10 protein-coding genes are annotated in these 15,537 nt (G+C 58.9%); 5 read left to right on the forward strand and 5 right to left on the reverse strand.

Annotated features, from left to right (window positions below; genetic code table 11):
• Positions 1-462: 462 nt before the first annotated feature.
• Both G3M56_RS08415 and G3M56_RS08420 read left to right on the forward strand, forming a co-directional pair.
• Positions 463-4,038: a DEAD/DEAH box helicase gene (locus tag G3M56_RS08415; RefSeq protein ID WP_164363581.1), complete on the forward strand. Its 3,576-nt coding sequence runs from the start codon at positions 463-465 to the stop codon at positions 4,036-4,038.
• Between the two features lie 87 nt (positions 4,039-4,125).
• Positions 4,126-4,524 (forward strand): Minf_1886 family protein, encoded by a 399-nt coding sequence (locus G3M56_RS08420; protein WP_164363579.1) that lies wholly within the window; start codon positions 4,126-4,128, stop codon positions 4,522-4,524.
• 158 nt (positions 4,525-4,682) lie between these two features.
• Here G3M56_RS08420 and pheA read toward each other — a convergent pair whose 3' ends face one another.
• Genes pheA through G3M56_RS08435 form a run of 3 tightly spaced genes read right to left on the reverse strand, consistent with a single transcriptional unit; the run spans position 4,683 to position 7,346 of the window.
• On the reverse strand, positions 4,683-5,762 hold the full coding sequence (gene pheA / locus G3M56_RS08425; protein WP_164363577.1) for a prephenate dehydratase: 1,080 nt from the start codon (positions 5,760-5,762) through the stop codon (positions 4,683-4,685).
• Positions 5,763-5,822: 60 nt separating this feature from the next.
• Positions 5,823-6,551, reverse strand: coding sequence for an SMC-Scp complex subunit ScpB (gene scpB, locus G3M56_RS08430; protein ID WP_164363575.1), 729 nt, complete (start codon positions 6,549-6,551; stop codon positions 5,823-5,825).
• Between the two features lie 54 nt (positions 6,552-6,605).
• Positions 6,606-7,346, reverse strand: a complete 741-nt coding sequence (locus G3M56_RS08435; protein WP_164363573.1) for a segregation and condensation protein A — start codon at positions 7,344-7,346, stop codon at positions 6,606-6,608.
• Positions 7,347-7,451: 105 nt separating this feature from the next.
• Between G3M56_RS08435 and G3M56_RS08440 the strand changes: the two genes are divergently transcribed.
• The 3 genes from G3M56_RS08440 (at position 7,452) to obgE (ending at position 11,313) form a co-directional block, all read left to right on the forward strand.
• Entirely contained in the window at positions 7,452-8,381 is a 930-nt protein-coding gene (locus G3M56_RS08440) for a phosphoinositide-specific phospholipase C-related protein (protein WP_164363571.1), read from the forward strand.
• A gap of 64 nt (positions 8,382-8,445) precedes the next feature.
• Positions 8,446-9,336 carry a bifunctional methylenetetrahydrofolate dehydrogenase/methenyltetrahydrofolate cyclohydrolase FolD gene (gene folD, locus G3M56_RS08445; RefSeq protein WP_164363569.1) on the forward strand — a complete coding sequence of 297 codons (891 nt, stop codon included), beginning with the start codon at positions 8,446-8,448 and terminating at the stop codon, positions 9,334-9,336.
• Positions 9,337-10,260: 924 nt separating this feature from the next.
• A complete protein-coding gene (gene obgE, locus G3M56_RS08450) occupies positions 10,261-11,313 on the forward strand; it encodes a GTPase ObgE (RefSeq protein ID WP_164363567.1) in 1,053 nt (350 codons plus the stop codon).
• Positions 11,314-11,834: 521 nt separating this feature from the next.
• On the opposite strand, the gene G3M56_RS08455 is transcribed toward obgE, so the two are convergent.
• A complete protein-coding gene (locus G3M56_RS08455; RefSeq protein WP_164363566.1) occupies positions 11,835-12,539 on the reverse strand; it encodes an endonuclease/exonuclease/phosphatase family protein in 705 nt (234 codons plus the stop codon).
• Positions 12,540-12,564: 25 nt separating this feature from the next.
• Entirely contained in the window at positions 12,565-15,525 is a 2,961-nt protein-coding gene (locus G3M56_RS08460; RefSeq protein ID WP_164363563.1) for a type I restriction endonuclease subunit R, read from the reverse strand.
• Positions 15,526-15,537 lie beyond the last annotated feature (12 nt).

Genomic DNA, 15,537 nt, shown 5'->3' on the forward strand with positions numbered 1-15,537 from the left:
AGAACGGCCATCGGGAGGGAGCAGCGCTTTGGCGGAGTCGAACGCTCGGCCGGGAATGGGATTGCGGAGTGACCTGGGGTGGCGCTCGCCTGAGGCTCGCTAACCCCAGGCTGTTATGAGTCTCGCTTTCAGCGAGGGATCAGCAGGGACTGCGCTGATGATGCGGAGTTATTGTTGGGGCTTTGGGATCTTTGGGTCTTTGCGTGAGTCTACCTCGATGGGGGGGGCATGTTGGTGGTTCGCCCGATCTTTGTTCTTCGGGCGATGCGGGGTTTGATCGGTGTTCTTGTTGAGACTTAGGGGGTTGTCTCGCGGTGGCGTGGGGTGTCGGATGCGGATGGCTCAGTTTGTTGAATTGTCCGTTGGATGCCACCCGATGTGGTGTGCTATAGTGCGCGATTCCAGCCGGCGCATGTGCGCCGGTTCTCGTTTGTCACGTTTGTTCTGATTGATCGACCTACTATGACTCCAGACCGCACCATCATTAACTTCCTGAACTCGTTCCGCGATGAAGATAGAAAGGAGGGGGAGTTGGTCTTCAAGGACCAGGCGGTGACTCAAATTTTTGGCACTGAGCGCTTTGTTCAGGCTCGTGTTGAGATCGACCGCGCGTACCGCGTGGCGCTTACCAAGCAGGAAGACGGCAAGTGGGAAGGCGAGTGCGTGCCGTGGGATCACCACAGCAAGTCGGCAATGGTGGCCGCGATGCTTGCCCGCATCGAGCGCGGGGACAAATTGCCGGCATCACCTAATGAGCTGGGTCAGAAATCGTTCGGTGAGATCCTGGAGGAGAAACTGGAGCGTCCGCTCAAGCGCTTCGAGGAGGCTTACATCGAAAAGCTCGAGAAACGCTACCAGCGCTACGAGACCAAGCAGGAGATTCTCGATACCGACCTGATCCGCCTCAACCCGAAATGGGAAGTCACCAGCTACGATCCGCTGGAACTGTGGTCGACCCCTCCGACTAACATTAACGAGTTTTGGAACTACATCGCCTATGCCTTCGAGAAGAAGGGCGTGGGCTACCCTCCATTCATGAAGGTGGTCACCAACACGGACCAGACCGCCGACGACATGGAGCAATTTGAAACCGCCAAGGAACGAGAGATCTGGCAGAACCGCTTGAGCAATGCATTGCAAGGAGCGGGGCGTCGTCGTCGCGAGCCGGCCACGCTGAGCGTGCGTCTGGTGGTGAGCTATTCGGATGCGCGTCTTTTTGCCTCGGTGACCGAGCCGGGCGGTGAGGCGGCTGAGTTTGCCGAATGGCCGACGGTTGCCGAGTTCCGCACGGCGTTGGAGAAGCTGGACAAAAACGAGTGGGCTGCCTCTGCGGACGTGGCATTGCTGGTACGTTATTTGTACGATTTCCTGAATGCTGAGGACACGGATCTGATCGACCTCGAATCCGAGGCCGCTTGCCGATTGCTCAACAAATTGTTCAGCGACGAGGCAATGCGCCAGCATCTCTACACGCTGGACGACCATTTGTTCCGTCTGTCCGATGTGCGCTTTGGCTGGGAAGCCCGCGACCGCGACGAGGATCCCGACCACTACGCCATTCAGTTGGTCACTGACGAGGGCAAGGACGTGCCGCACACGGTGCGTGTGTTGCCAGGCACCGAGGACCTCTATCTCTCCGACGAGACGCTTTTCCGCGGGCCGGACTGGTGGCTGGAGAGCACGTCGATCGAGCCTGAATACGTGATCGAGAAATCGTTCATCGAGAACCCTGAAGGGGTCGAGTTTCTGGCTCGTATTGGCGCCAAGTTGCCAAAATCGCTGCAGGACCGCGTGGTCGAGCAAGATCTCCACGTCGCGTTGAACTTGCGCATGGTTTCCGCACTGACCACCGCCGACAGCGAGCACCTGGTGGCGGAGATCACCGCGAGCTCGGATGATGAATCACGCATCGAGCGCCTCATCCGCGACGGCTGGGTGATCGAGAAGCCGAAGGACGGTGAGACCAGCGCCGATGGCAAGAGCAACATCATCCGCTACCGCCGTGACGACCTGATGCTGATGGAAGAGAGCCTCGAAGATGTCGGGCTTTCCTACGACGCCGCATTGGGCGCGCACCGGGCCCGGGTGACCAAGGTTTTCCCTGAGCGTTTTGCCGAGTGGGCGGAGTCGCTTCCGGAGTCGATCAAAGTGACCGGCGATGATGTGGTCAACAGCTTGCTCTCCGATCCGGTGAGCGCGACGGTTCAGTTCGAAGTGAACCAGACGTCGATCGATTGGTTCGACCTCAAGATTGTCGTCAACGTCGATGGCGTGGATCTTTCGCAAGAGCAGATCCGCCAGCTGGTGGCGGCGCGCGGTGGCTTCGTGCGCATGCGCAATGGTCACTGGATGCGCATTGAGATCGAAATGGACGAAGAGCAGAAAGCTGCGGTGACGCGTCTTGGTTTGGATCCATTCGACCTTTCGGGTGAAGAGCATCGCATGCACGTGTTGCAGCTCGCCGACCCTGGCGTTGCCGAGGTGTTCGACAAGAAGGTGTGGCAGAAGATTGAAAACCGCGCCGAAGAGCTCAACACCGAAGTGAAGCCGGACGTACCGGAGAGCTTGCAGGCAACATTGCGTCCATATCAGCTCGAGGGCTTCCAGTTCCTCAGCTACCTGAGCAGCAACCGCTTCGGTGGTGTGTTGGCGGATGACATGGGTCTCGGTAAAACGATCCAAAGTTTGACCTGGTTGTTGTGGGTTTACGAGAACACACCGGAAAAGGACCGCGTGCCTGCGCTGGTCGTGTGTCCGAAGTCGGTCTTGGACGTCTGGTCGTCTGAGATTGAGAAGTTCGCTCCGAAGTTGCGGGTGAAAGTGATCCGTGCGGGCGACGACCTCGACATGCCGTGGATTCAGGAGAACGTCGATGTGCTGGTGCTCAACTACTCTCAGCTGCGCTTGAGCGAGAAGCTCCTCGACATCGAATGGCAAGCCGTGGTGCTCGACGAGGGCCAACAGATCAAGAACCCGGACAGCAAAGCAGCCAAGGCTGCGCGCAAACTCAATGCACGCAACCGTCTGGTGCTCACCGGTACGCCGATTGAAAACCGCTTGCTCGACCTGTGGAGCTTGATGGCATTCGCGATGCCGGGCGTGCTCGGCAACCGTGCCTACTTCCGTTCTCGCTTCGACCGCCGCAAGGACACCAAAGCCCAGGAGCGTCTGTCGGCGCGTCTGCGTCCGTTCCTGCTGCGCCGAACCAAGAGCCAGGTCGCGATCGACCTGCCGCCACGTACCGAAGAAGATTACTTCTGCGAAATGGAAGGCGTGCAGAAGCGCCTCTACGAAGACGAGCTCAAGCGCATCCAGCGACTGCTGCTCGGCATGGAGACCGATGCGGACTTGAAGAAGAACTCGTTCGCCGTGCTGCAGGGGCTGACGCGATTGCGCCAGATTTGCTGTCACCCTGGCCTGATCGACGAGGAGTACCTCGAGGAAGAGAGCGCCAAGATGAACTCGCTCTTCTACCTGCTCGACCAGCTGCGTGAGGAAGGGCACAAGGTGCTCGTGTTCTCGCAGTTCGTCAGCATGCTCGACATCATCAAGTCGCGCCTCGAGAAGGAGAAGCGTCCGTACTCGTACCTGACCGGCCAGACCAAGGACCGCCGTGAGGTGATCGATCAGTTCCAGAAGACCGACGATCCGAACGTCTTCCTGCTCTCGCTCAAAGCGGGTGGTAGTGGTCTGAACCTGACCTCGGCGTCGTACGTCATTCTGTACGATCCATGGTGGAACCCGGCAGTGGAAGCGCAGGCAATTGACCGAACCCACCGTATCGGTCAGACCCAGAAGGTGATTGCCTATCGTCTGTTGATGCGTGATTCGGTCGAACAAAAGATCCGCGTGCTGCAGCAGCAGAAGTCGCAGTTGTTCACCGACGTGCTCGGCACCGAGAGCTTCACCAAGACGCTCGATGTGGACGATCTCCACTACATCTTCTCGTCGGTCGCTGCGGATGACCGCGAGGAAGAAGAGAAAGAGCGACTCAAGGAAGAGAAGCGCAAGCGCCGCAGCCGTCGCTCGGACGACTAATTCGGCGATCGATTGGCGCGGCTGTGGCCACAGTGCTTGCAGCCGCGCGCGATTTGCTTCTTAGTGAGCCGAACGTAATCTCCCATCATGCAACGACGAGGATTTGAAGAGGCGGTGGATCTCGTGGTGTCCAAGGACCCACGCTACGACCGCGATGCATACACCTTTTTGCGCGAGTCACTTGAGTTCACTTTGAAGAATTCGAGCTCGCGCAGTGGTAGCGACGACCGTCATGTCTCCGGTCAGGAGTTGATGGAAGGGTTCCGCGATTTTGCGCTGCAGGAGTTCGGTCCGATGGCGGTGACCGTTTTCGACGAGTGGGGGATCCGCACCACCCAGGATATCGGGTCGATGGTTTTTAATCTGGTTGAGGTCGGTGCCTTCGGCAAGACCGAGGACGACAAGCTTGAAGACTTCCAAGCCGGCTACGACTTCCACGAGACCTTCGAGAAGCCGTTCCTGCCCAAGTCCTGGGCGACCAAGTAGGGGATTTGTATGGGAGTGCGGTGAGCATCACCGCTTTCGATGGAAGGCGCAGCCGTCTAGCGGAGTCCGTTCTCATCACCAATCACTCGCGAGACATAAAAAATCGGTCCTATGAGACTCATAGGACCGATTGAATGTTCTCAGATGTAACCTTGCGCTTATTCAGGCCGCATCGTATCCGGGTAGGATCCCAGAATCTTGATGAACGAGCAGTGCTCCGAGAGCTCTTCAAGCGCGGTGACGAGCTTTGGATCGGTGCAGTGGCCTTTGATGTCGACGAAGAAGAAGTACTCCCAGTTGCGCTTTTTCGACGGCCGCGATTCAATCTTCGACATGTTGATGTTGAACTCGTTGAAAGGCTTGAGCGCGTCGTAGAGCGAGCCTGGACGGTCCTTCACCGCGAACATGATCGACGTGCGGTCGTTGCCGGTGGCCGGGCAGGTCTTGCGGCCGAGCACCAGGAAGCGCGTCGTGTTGGTGGTAGAATCCTGGATCGACGACTCGACGATGCTGAGGCCGTAGAGTTCCGCTGCCAGTGCGCCAGCCAGTGCGGCACCGTGTGGGTCGGCTGCGGCGAGCTCGGCGGCGCGGGTGGTCGATGACACTTCGACCAGGTCTGCTGCCGGGAAGTTGCGGTGGATCCACTCGCGGCACTGGCCGAAGACCTGTGGGTGCGAGTAGAGCTTGGTGATCTGGTCGCGCTCGATGTTGGCGATCAGGTTGTTCTCAATGGTGAGCATCACCTGGGCGCAGATCTTGAGCGGGCTGTCGGCAAACAAATCGAGCGTGTGCGAAACCGCGCCTTCAGTGGAGTTCTCGATTGGCACTACACCGTAGAGCGCCTTGCCGCGGGCAACCGCGTCGAACACATCGGCGAAGTTGGTCTGTGGCAGGTAATCCACCGAGTTACCGAACTTACTGATGGCTGCCTGATGGGTCCACGTTCCGGCTGGCCCGAGGTAGGCGATTTTGAAATCGGTCTCCAGCGCCAGAGCGGCGGACATGATTTCGCGGTAAATGGCACGCACCGACTGCTCGGGCAGCTTGCCGCCCATTTGTTCGTTGCGCTCGGCGAGCTTGGTCAAAAGCGACTCTTCGCGCTCCGGAGCGTAAAACTCCAATCCGTTGGCTTTTTTGATTTCGCCAACTTCGTGAACCATTTCCGCGCGCTCGTTGAGCAGGCGGAGTAGTTCGGTGTCGATGGTGTCGATGCGGTTACGGACGTCGTCGAGTGCCATGGGATGCGTTGAGAGTGAGTCTGATGATGGAGTGAGAATGGTCTGGCGGCGGTGAGGCCGTCATGGCTTGCTGCCCTGGGAGGCATCCGCTGGAGTATCGGATGCCGATCCCCCGGCCGGGTCCTGTTTTGGAGCGTGGACCTCTTCGGCAGAAGGGAAGGGAGCTCGGCGAAGTTCGGCGGCATTGGGCAGCTCGTCCACCGATTTTACGTTGAAGTGTTCGAGGAATTTCTCGGTGCTGATGTAAAGCAGTGGTCGGCCGGGAAGTTCTGCACGACCTCCGATCTTGATCAACTCCAAATCGAGCAGCTTTTGCACCATGCCGTCGACCGACACCCCGCGCACCGCTTCGATCTCCGCCTTGGTCACCGGCTGGCGGTAGGCAATGATCGCCATCGTCTCCAGCGCCGGCCCGCTGAGCCGCGACGGCTTGTGCTCGGGGAAGAGTCCGTGGACGAATTCGGCAAACTCAGGCCGCGTCATCACCTGCCAGCCCCGTGGGCGCTCGCGGATCACCATCGACCGCCCGGCTTCCTGGTATTCCTTGTTCAGGGTGTCCACGGCATCGATCACTTGTACGATGGTCAGTTTCTGCAGCTGCTGGAATAGCTCAGGCAACGCGGCGGGCTCCGCATTGTCATCACCGCTCTGGTCGGCGAGCGCCTCGAGGTGCGACTGCTTCAGCGCCACGGCATGTTGCGCCGCATCGATCAGCGCCTCACTGCTCAGCGGCGATTCGCTGGCGAGGATCAGAGCCTCGATCACATGGTGGAGAGATGGTTCAGTCATTGGGAAATTCGGGGGAACGGCAGCGGGCTGGTGCGCGGGGCTTGTGGGCTCTGCTTAGTCGATCTTGCGGCGGGTGACCACAATGTCACCGAGCAACTCGGGCTGGCTGATGCGGAATTGGTTCATCTTCATCAGCTCAAGCACCGCGAGAAAGGTAACGATCACCTCGCTGCGACTGGCGGCTTGGGAGAACAGCTCGACGAACGGGGTCGACTCACCCTCGGCCATGATGTCTAGCAGGTAGTCGATTTTGTCACCGACGGTGAAGGGTTCGTCGTGGATCTCGCCGAGCGTGTGTTCTTCTTCGAAGCGCCTCAGTACCTTTTTGAACGCACGGATGAGGTCGAAAATATTCACCTCGACCTGCTGGTCGTGCGGGTCTGCGGGTGTCGGGTTCTTGGCGGGCTCGGGGTAGGCGGCGAAGTACTGGGACTGCTCGAGTTCCTTGATCGAGAGGAAGCCCGCGGCGTCTTTGAACTTCTTGTACTCCACCAATTGGCGGATGAGCTCCCAGCGTGGGTCTTCCTCTTCGCCATCTTCCTCCGGCGGCTGCACCGCCTTGGGCAAAAGCGTGCGGCTTTTGATATACATCAAGTTGGCAGCCATCAGCATGAACTCCGAGGCCAGATCGATGTCGAGCATCTTGAACGCCTGCATGTAGTCGAGGTACTGGTGCGTGATGTGCTCGATGGGGATGTCGTAGATGTCCACTTCGTCCCGCTTGATCAGATAGAGCAGCAGATCAAGCGGGCCTTCGAAGATGTCGAGTTTGACTTTGTAGGACGGTTCTTCCACGTGGGCAGAGAGTATGCGTCCGGCGGGCCATCGTGCCAGAGCTTTTTTGCCGTAGCGGTCATCAGGCTTCGTTGCGGGTGGGGTGGGTGATATCCTGCGGCGGCTATGATGAATTTTCGATCCAAGGTTGTGCGGCTGCTGGCGTGTCTCGCTGTTTTGGTGTGCCCGGTTGCCGTGGCGCGGGCAATTGGCGACGACGCGCGCCGCTACGACGATTGGTGCTGGTTGTGCACGCACAATGCGATGTCGGTGGAAAAGGAGGGCTGGAAGCTGGCGAACCAAAGCGAGCCCGTCCGCCAGCAACTCGACGATGGGGTCCGTGCTTTGATGTTGGATTTGTGGCTGCAAGACGGGAAGGTCGTCGTGCGCCATGGCTCCGGTGTGGGGCGCATGCTGGGAGAAAAACCGGTCGCCCACGTGCTCGATCCGGTAGCCGCGTTCCTCAAAGACGAGCCTGACGCGGTGGTAACGCTGATCTTCGAGTGCTACGTACCGTCCCGCGATGTGGTAACTGCAATCCGTGACGCAGGGCTGGAGCCGTATTGCGTAGCGTTGGAGGAAAACGGGCAATGGCCGACGCTCGGTGCGATGCGCAAGTCGGGGAAACGCTTGGTGGTGATGTCCGATCGCGTTGATCCGGATCCGGAGCTTCCCGCGTGGTTGATGAAGGTGTGGGATCATGCCTGGGAGACGGACTGGCAGGCGTCGTCGGTGGATGCGTTGCGCACGCGGATGCCAAGGCGGGGTGATCAGGAGAACGAGCTTTTTATCCTAAACCACTTCGTCACCACGGTGCTCGGGGCGTCGAAGGCTGCGGCGAAGCGGGCCAACGATGCAGTGTTCGTCCGGCAACGCGCTGCGGCAGCATGGCAGAGCTTCGGTCAGCGCCCGAACTTTCTGGTGGTCGACTTCTATGATGCCGGCGATCCGGGACGAGCGGTTGCGGCGATCAACCGGGCCAAGGATGCACAGCAGTTCGCTGCGGCGGCTTTAGACGGGGCGGGGGAGGATCGTCAAACGAAAGACGGGAATTGAGCGCATTTTCCCAGCGGCTTCTGCGTTGACGATCAGATCGACCGACCGTATCCATTGAACACTCATGAGTGCACCCACATTGATCGACGGAAAAAAGACGGCGGAATCAGTTCTCGCCGAATGCGAAGCAGAAATTGCAGACCTTAAATCCAAGGGCGTGACCCCTGGCTTGGCGGTCGTCTTGGTGGGTGCCGATCCGGCATCGACATTCTACGTCCGCTCGAAGAGCAAAATGTGCGAAAAGCTCGGCATCCACTCGGTGAAGCTCGAGCTCCCGGCCGAGACCACTCAGGATGAGTTGCTCAAGGTCATCGACGACCTCAATAACGACCCAGCGGTGCATGGAATCCTTGTCCAGTCGCCTCCACCGGCACACATCGATGAAGCGGCAATCATCGCGGAAATCGATCCAGCCAAGGACGTCGATGGCTTCCACCCGGTGAACGTGGCCAAGCTCGCGTTGGAAGATGCGTCTGGCTTTGTGCCGTGCACGCCTGCTGGATGCCAGCGCTTGCTCACCGAATACGGGATCGAGACCGAAGGTGCGAATGTGGTCGTGCTCGGCCGCAGCATGATCGTCGGCAAGCCTATGGCATTGTTGATGATGGCGAAAGGCAAGGGCGCGAACTCGACGGTGACCGTCGCTCACTCGCGCACCAAGGACCTCGAGGCCGTGACCCGTGAAGCAGACATTTTGATCGCCGCGATCGGTAAGCCTGAGTTCGTCAAAGCTGGCGGTGTGAAGGACGGCGCGGTCGTCATCGACGTCGGCATCAACCGCGTCGACGATGCATCGCAGAAGAAGGGCTACCGCATCGTCGGTGATGTCGCGTTCGACGAGGTCGCGCCGAAGTGCAAAGCGATCACCCCAGTGCCAGGCGGCGTCGGCCCGATGACGATCGCCATGCTCATGGCCAACACGGTCAAAGCCTGCAAGCAGATCACCGGCAACTAACCGCCAATAGATCCGCAGAATTTTTCAACGCGGCGTGATGGGGCATCCCCCGTCACGTCGCGTTTCGTTTTGAGCCGGGGGAGGTGAGTCCGCAGATAGGCAGAATGAGCAAAGATAGAAGAGTCCGCAGATGTTCATGATGCGGAGGATTTGTATGGGAGTGCTGCGAGAACCGCTGCTTTCGATCTAAGGCGCAGCCGTCTAGCGCGTCCCGCTCCACCTCCACACCGTCTGCACACCGAACACCGCTGGTGCGACGGCATTCCTGCCGTCAGAGCGGCTCCGTCCCACCTCACCGCGCCCGCCATCCCTTCAGCGCTGGAGCAACCTCACTCCTGAGGTTGGCGCAGCGCCCCGCAGCGCTCACCGATGGAAGCTAAAGTCGTCGAGCGGTGCTCATCAGCATCCCAGCACCGCCGGTAGGAAGAACTAGAGACCGCTGATGGACAGAATGAGCAAGGATACAAGAGTCCGCAGATGCTCATGATGGGGAGGATTCATTTGGGAGTGCTGCGAGAATCGCTGCTTTCGATCGAAGGCGCACCCGTCCAGCGCGTCCCGCTCCACCTCCTCACCATAGCCGCAAACCACGCACCGCTGGTGCGACCGCATTCCTGCCGTCAGTGCGACTCCGTAACACCTCACCGCGCCCGCCATCCCTTCACCGATGGAGCAACCTCACTCTTGAGGTTGTCGCAGCGCCCCGCAGCGCTCACCAATCCCGCCTCAACTGGAACACCGATCACTAGGTCGGCAATCCGTCCCACCCGGCGCAGCCGCACTCTCCCACGCCCCCGTAAAACTTAACCACGTAAATCCTAAAACCACACCTCCCATCCGCTCCCCAATCCCAGTCGCATTTCCCCCAGCACCCCCACATATAATCAGTGGAACCGCCGCGAATGCGCGTTACTATGAGCGACCATGTTTGTCGACCACATCAGAGTTCACGCGCGCGCCGGAAACGGCGGCAATGGCAGCGTCCACTTCTTCCGCGGAAAGTTCAACCCAAAGGGTGGACCAGACGGCGGTGACGGCGGCGATGGCGGTGACGTCATCCTCGAAGTGAGCCCGCACGTCGACAACTTGAAGACGTTTTTCTACGACCCGAAATGCTTCGCCGCCGACGGCAAGCCGGGCGAAGGCTACCAGCGCAGCGGCAAGGCCGGCGAGGACAAGACCTTCCGCGTGCCACCGGGTACGCTTGTGTTCAAATGCAATGCCGAGACCCTGGCCGACGCGCACCGTATGTTCAAAGAGGAGGATCCGGACCTCGTGCTTGAGCAGATCGCCGACCTTCGCGAGATCGGCGAAACTTTCGTCTTGGCTAAAGGCGGACGCGGCGGCAAGGGCAACTACCGCTACAAGTCGGCCACCAACCAGGCTCCCGAAGAAGCCCAGGACGGCACGCCGGGAGAGGAGGGGATCTTCTTCCTCGAGATGCGCATGATCGCGGACATCGGTCTCGTAGGGTTCCCGAATGCCGGGAAGTCGACCCTCGTCTCGCAGGTCTCCGCCGCCCAGCCGAAGATCGGTGCCTACCCATTCACCACACTACAGCCGATGATCGGCGTGATCGAATACCCAGGCTATGCCCGCGCCACCATCGCGGATATTCCGGGGCTGATCGAAGGCGCCCACGAGAACATCGGCCTCGGTCACGAGTTCCTGCGCCACATCACCCGTTGTGGCATCCTTTTGTTCGTCGTCGATGCCGCAGCCACCGAAGGTCGCGATCCAATCGAAGATCTGCAGAAGTTGCGCACCGAGGTGAAACTCTACAGCGAAGACCTGGCCGAGCGCCCATGGATGATCGTCGCCAACAAAGTCGACCTCGAAGAGTCGGAAGAGCACATCGCCAACATCCGCGCCCGCTTCCCGAAAAAGGAAGTCTTCGCCATCTCAGCCAGAGACAACGAAGGCATCGACGCCCTGAAAAAGCGCCTCGGTGAACTCGTCGCCCACCACGCGAAGTAGGCTCGCCCGCTCGCCGCGCTAGGGGGACGTGAATAGCGTGCCTCGGGGAAGGTGTTTTTTTCCGCAGATGTGCAGGATGGAAAGGATTCTGCGCAAGCGTGCTTCGGTGGCATTTGGGAGTGCAGTGAGAATCACTGCTTTCGATTCCAGGCGGAGCCGTTAGTGATGGCCACAAAGAGGACAAAAACCCACGAAAAGGGAGACGGCTCGCTGCGCTCGGGGGACGTGAATGGCGTGCCTCGGTGAAGGAGTTTTTTTCCACAGATGTACAGAATGGAAATGATTTGAGCGCAAGCGGCTGCGGCGCTCGATCTTCTAACCTCCGCCTCTTCCAGCCTCTCGCCCTCCATCCGCGAAAATCAGCGTCATCTGCGGTTCCCAAAAAAGCGAACACGAGCGGCGATAGAACCGACTACAGCTCCGCATAGAAGTTACTTTGGGATCTTCGGGTCTTTGCGTGAGACATGAGAACTCCCCGCGTCGTGGCGTGAGCGCTCATCCCAGTAAATGGCCGACCGTGATCAATTCACAAAGCACAGCGGCCCGACGTGGCCGTTGTGATCACTGAGCCTTGTTTCTTCGAAGGTCATCGGCAGCAGGCGGTCAATGGCATAGCTCAGGTGCCCGGACGTGGCGACGTGGTCGATTAAGAGCTTGTCCTCAGGGCAGCGGTGGTGGGCGGTGTGGATGGTGAGCGGCGAGAAAACATCGAGCAAGCGATCGAGTACCTGCTGCGGCTGGCGGCCCTTCGGCACACGTTGGTTGAAATCGCCAACCACGCACAGAGGCTCGGATTGGTATTGTTGGATCATCCGCTCCAGCCCATTGAGGTAGCGCATGTGTTCTTCCCAACGCTTGGCATCCTTGCGACCGGTGCTCACATGTGCGTCTGCCCAAGGAATACAGACTCCCAGCACTCTGACCCCATGGGTGATGCCAGAAACAAAACGCCCTGGCGGCATTCCTTCAGGACCTTCGTTTGCCACGTCCTCCCACGGGTCGCTACTGGTGAGTACCACCTTGCGGCGTTGCGGATATTTGTCCCCGTAACCGTAATCTGCACCAGATGAAATTACGTGAGCCTCCACCGGCAGGCAGTCGAGGTTGGCCTCGGTAAAACAAACAATGTCCGGTGCGGTTTCGGACACCATTTGATGGATGATAGGAGACCTCTTTTGACGTGCGGTCGCCCATTCGAGATTCCATGTGGCAAGGGTGAGAGGCATGAGGAGATGGCTGTAGTGAGTGACTTTACGCCGCGATCCCTTTGATGAACGTGGTGACGTAGTCGATCACCTTGGACAGCACGCGTTCGCGGGTGGGTTTGCGGTCCTTCAGCTTGGGCTTGACGGTGAGCAGCTCGACGATGTCCGGGTCGGGGAGGGGCGCCTTGCCGGTGTAGACGTACTTCTGGATGACCTTCTCCAGCCCCTCGGGGTCGAGGTGTTCTTCTTTGACCAGTTGGTCGAAGGCCTTGCGGCGTTGTTGCTCCCAGAACTCCTCAAAGCAATCCGGGATCGCGGCGGACTCCGTGATCTCCGGCAGGTTTTGATCGATGAACTGTTGGATCAACTGCGCCTTGCTGCGTAGTTCCGGTGTGCCTGATACCGAATCGAGCAGCCGCTTTCTGAGCTTGGGGTGCTCGGCTTCCCCGGCATCGTAGAGCTGGGCCAGCAGCTGCAGGATGTACTGCACGTTGATGATGTCGCGATGGATGAGCTCGAGCTCAAAGTCCACATCATCGAGGATCGATACCTTCTCCTTCTGCGTGTCCGACTTCACCTTGTCGTAGAGGTCCAGATAGGCGCTGCGGAAGTCGGCAAAGCGTTGCTCGCTGAGGGAGAGATCGTCGTGATCAAACTCGGCGTAGGTTTCCAGGACGTTGAGCAAGCGCATCAGCTCACGGAAGATTTTGATAAACAGCAGCTCGGCCTCTTCGTCTGGCAGATCCTTCACCGCGGACGGCTTCGGACACAGCTGCCGCAGCTTCTCCGCCATCTCATTGAATGCATCGACATATTGGTCGTAGGGCTGGATGAAGACCGTCTCTTTCGCATCGGTGTTGGAGAAAAGTGCCAACGCCTCATCCGTGCGCTTCTTCAGATTGCGGAAAACCACCACGTTGCCCTGCGACTTCACCTCATTGAGGATGCGGTTGGTGCGCGAGTACGCTTGGATCAGTCCGTGGTAGCGCAGGTTCTTGTCGACGTAGAGTGTGTTCAGTGTCTTCGAGTCGAAGCCGGTGAGGAACATATTGACCACCAGCAGGATGTCGACTTTGCGCTCTTTGACCTTCTTGGCGATGTCTTGATAGTAGCCGTAGAACGATTTGGTGTCCTTCGTGGAGAAGTTGGTGCCGAACATCGCATTGTAGTCGGCAATGAAGGCATCGAGATGCTCCCGGCTGTGTTTGTTCCCCACGTCGCCGCCCACGATCTCGCCCGCTTCATCGAGCAATCCGTCGGCGTCCTTGTCGTCTTCGTTGGCGGTGTAGCTGAAAATGGTGGCCACCTTCAGCTTGTGCTCACCCGCTTCCTTCTTCTTGGCAAAGAGCTGGTAGTACTGGATCAGCGTGTCGATCGAGCTCACGCAGAACATGGCAGTGAACTGCGGGTGCTTGGTCTTCGCCTTGTGGTGGGCCAAAATGTAGTCGGTGATCTTTTCCAGCCGCGTCGGCGACTCCATCAACTCCTTGGTGTCGATCCCTTCCACCTCGATGTCGATCTCATTGGGCGAGCTCGATTTGCGTTTGTAACGGCCGACGTACTCCACTGCGAACTTCAACACGTTCTCGTCTTTGATCGCATCGGTGATGACGTAGGAGTGGAGCTTCTTGTGGAAGAGATCCTTGGTCGTGCGCTTCGGACCGCTGACTGGTGTGCTGGTCCCGTAGGAGCCCGGGTACTCGGCGGCGAGACTGGTTTCTCCGGCCCCGGCTTCGTTCACCACGGCCGTTGCCCGCAGGGCCTGTGACGAGCCGTTCGCCTTGGCGGCATTCTCGGCAAAGATCGGCGTGCCGGTGAAGCCGAACATCTGGTGGTCGTGGAAGAACGCGCAGATCCGCTGGTGCGTGTCGCCAAACTGTGAGCGGTGGCACTCGTCGAAGATGAAAATGATCTTCTCCTTCCGCAGTGGCTCCATCTTGCTCAGGAAGTGCGCTTTGCTGATCGCCGTGTTGAGCTTCTGCAGCGTGGTGACGATCAACTTGGTGTCGTCGGTGAACTGCTCGACCAACTTCTTCGTGTTGTCGGTGCTGTCGACACTGCCTTTGGAGAACCCGTTGAACTCTCTGATCGTGTGGTAGTCGAGATCCTTGCGGTCGACGCAGAACACGACCTTATGCACCTCCGGCAGACCGGTGAGGATCTGCGATGCCTTGAACGACGTCAGTGTTTTACCCGAGCCGGTGGTGTGCCAGATGTAACCATTGCGCTCGGTGGCGGGTGGGTTCTGCACCCGGTCGATCACCGCCTCAGTGGCGTAGACCTGGTAGGGGCGCATCACCATCAGGATCTTATCCGTCTCATTGAGCACAATGTAGTGGCTCAGCATCTTGGCGAGATGCAAGGGCTGGAGGAAGCTGTCGGCGAACGCATCGAGCTCGCGGATGCTTTGGTTGTTCTCGTGCGCCCAGTAGAACGTCTGCTTGAAGCTCTGCTTGCGGTTGTTGGCGTAGTACTTCGTGTTCACCCCATTCGAGATCACAAAGACCTGGATGAAGTTGAACAATCCGGACCCCGCCCAATAGCTGTGGCGCTGGTAGCGGTTGGTTTGGTTGAATGCTTCTTTCAACTCCAGCCCGCGACGCTTGAGCTCGATCTGCACCAACGGCAAGCCATTGACCAGAATCGTCACGTCGTAGCGGTTCTTGTAGCTACCCTCAATCGTGACCTGTTGAGTGACTTGGAAGCGGTTGCGGGCCAAGTCGCTGGCGTCGAGAAAGTCGATGTAATCAGTGCTCCCGTCCTCTCGCTCCAGCGGAAACTTGTCGCGCAGCACCTTCGCCTTCTCAAAGACCGAACTCGATCGGGTCAGGTGGTTGAGCACCTGGGTGAACTCGGCGTCGGTGAAGGTCGTGCTGTTGAACGCTTCAAGCTGCTCCTTGAGGTTGGCGAGCAAGGCTTGCTCGTCAGGGATCTCAGCATACGCGTACCCAAGCCCGCCCAACTGGGCAACGAGCAGGTCTTCGAGTTGTTGTTCGGACTGGGACATTTTGGGGGCGTG

The sequence above is a fragment of the Sulfuriroseicoccus oceanibius genome, from assembly GCF_010681825.2.
In the GTDB taxonomy this organism is placed as follows: domain Bacteria; phylum Verrucomicrobiota; class Verrucomicrobiia; order Verrucomicrobiales; family SLCJ01; genus Sulfuriroseicoccus; species Sulfuriroseicoccus oceanibius.

Excerpts from the sequence above, each read along its gene's own strand:
- G3M56_RS08440 (WP_164363571.1), top strand. The coding sequence starts at position 7,452 with ATGATGAATTTTCGATCCAAGGTTGTGCGGCTGCTGGCGTGTCTCGCT.
- pheA (WP_164363577.1), bottom strand. The coding sequence starts at position 5,762 with ATGGCACTCGACGACGTCCGTAACCGCATCGACACCATCGACACCGAA.
- folD (WP_164363569.1), top strand. The coding sequence starts at position 8,446 with ATGAGTGCACCCACATTGATCGACGGAAAAAAGACGGCGGAATCAGTT.
- G3M56_RS08420 (WP_164363579.1), top strand. The coding sequence starts at position 4,126 with ATGCAACGACGAGGATTTGAAGAGGCGGTGGATCTCGTGGTGTCCAAG.
- obgE (WP_164363567.1), top strand. The coding sequence starts at position 10,261 with ATGTTTGTCGACCACATCAGAGTTCACGCGCGCGCCGGAAACGGCGGC.
- scpB (WP_164363575.1), bottom strand. The coding sequence starts at position 6,551 with ATGACTGAACCATCTCTCCACCATGTGATCGAGGCTCTGATCCTCGCC.
- G3M56_RS08415 (WP_164363581.1), top strand. The coding sequence starts at position 463 with ATGACTCCAGACCGCACCATCATTAACTTCCTGAACTCGTTCCGCGAT.
- G3M56_RS08460 (WP_164363563.1), bottom strand. The coding sequence starts at position 15,525 with ATGTCCCAGTCCGAACAACAACTCGAAGACCTGCTCGTTGCCCAGTTG.
- G3M56_RS08455 (WP_164363566.1), bottom strand. The coding sequence starts at position 12,539 with ATGCCTCTCACCCTTGCCACATGGAATCTCGAATGGGCGACCGCACGT.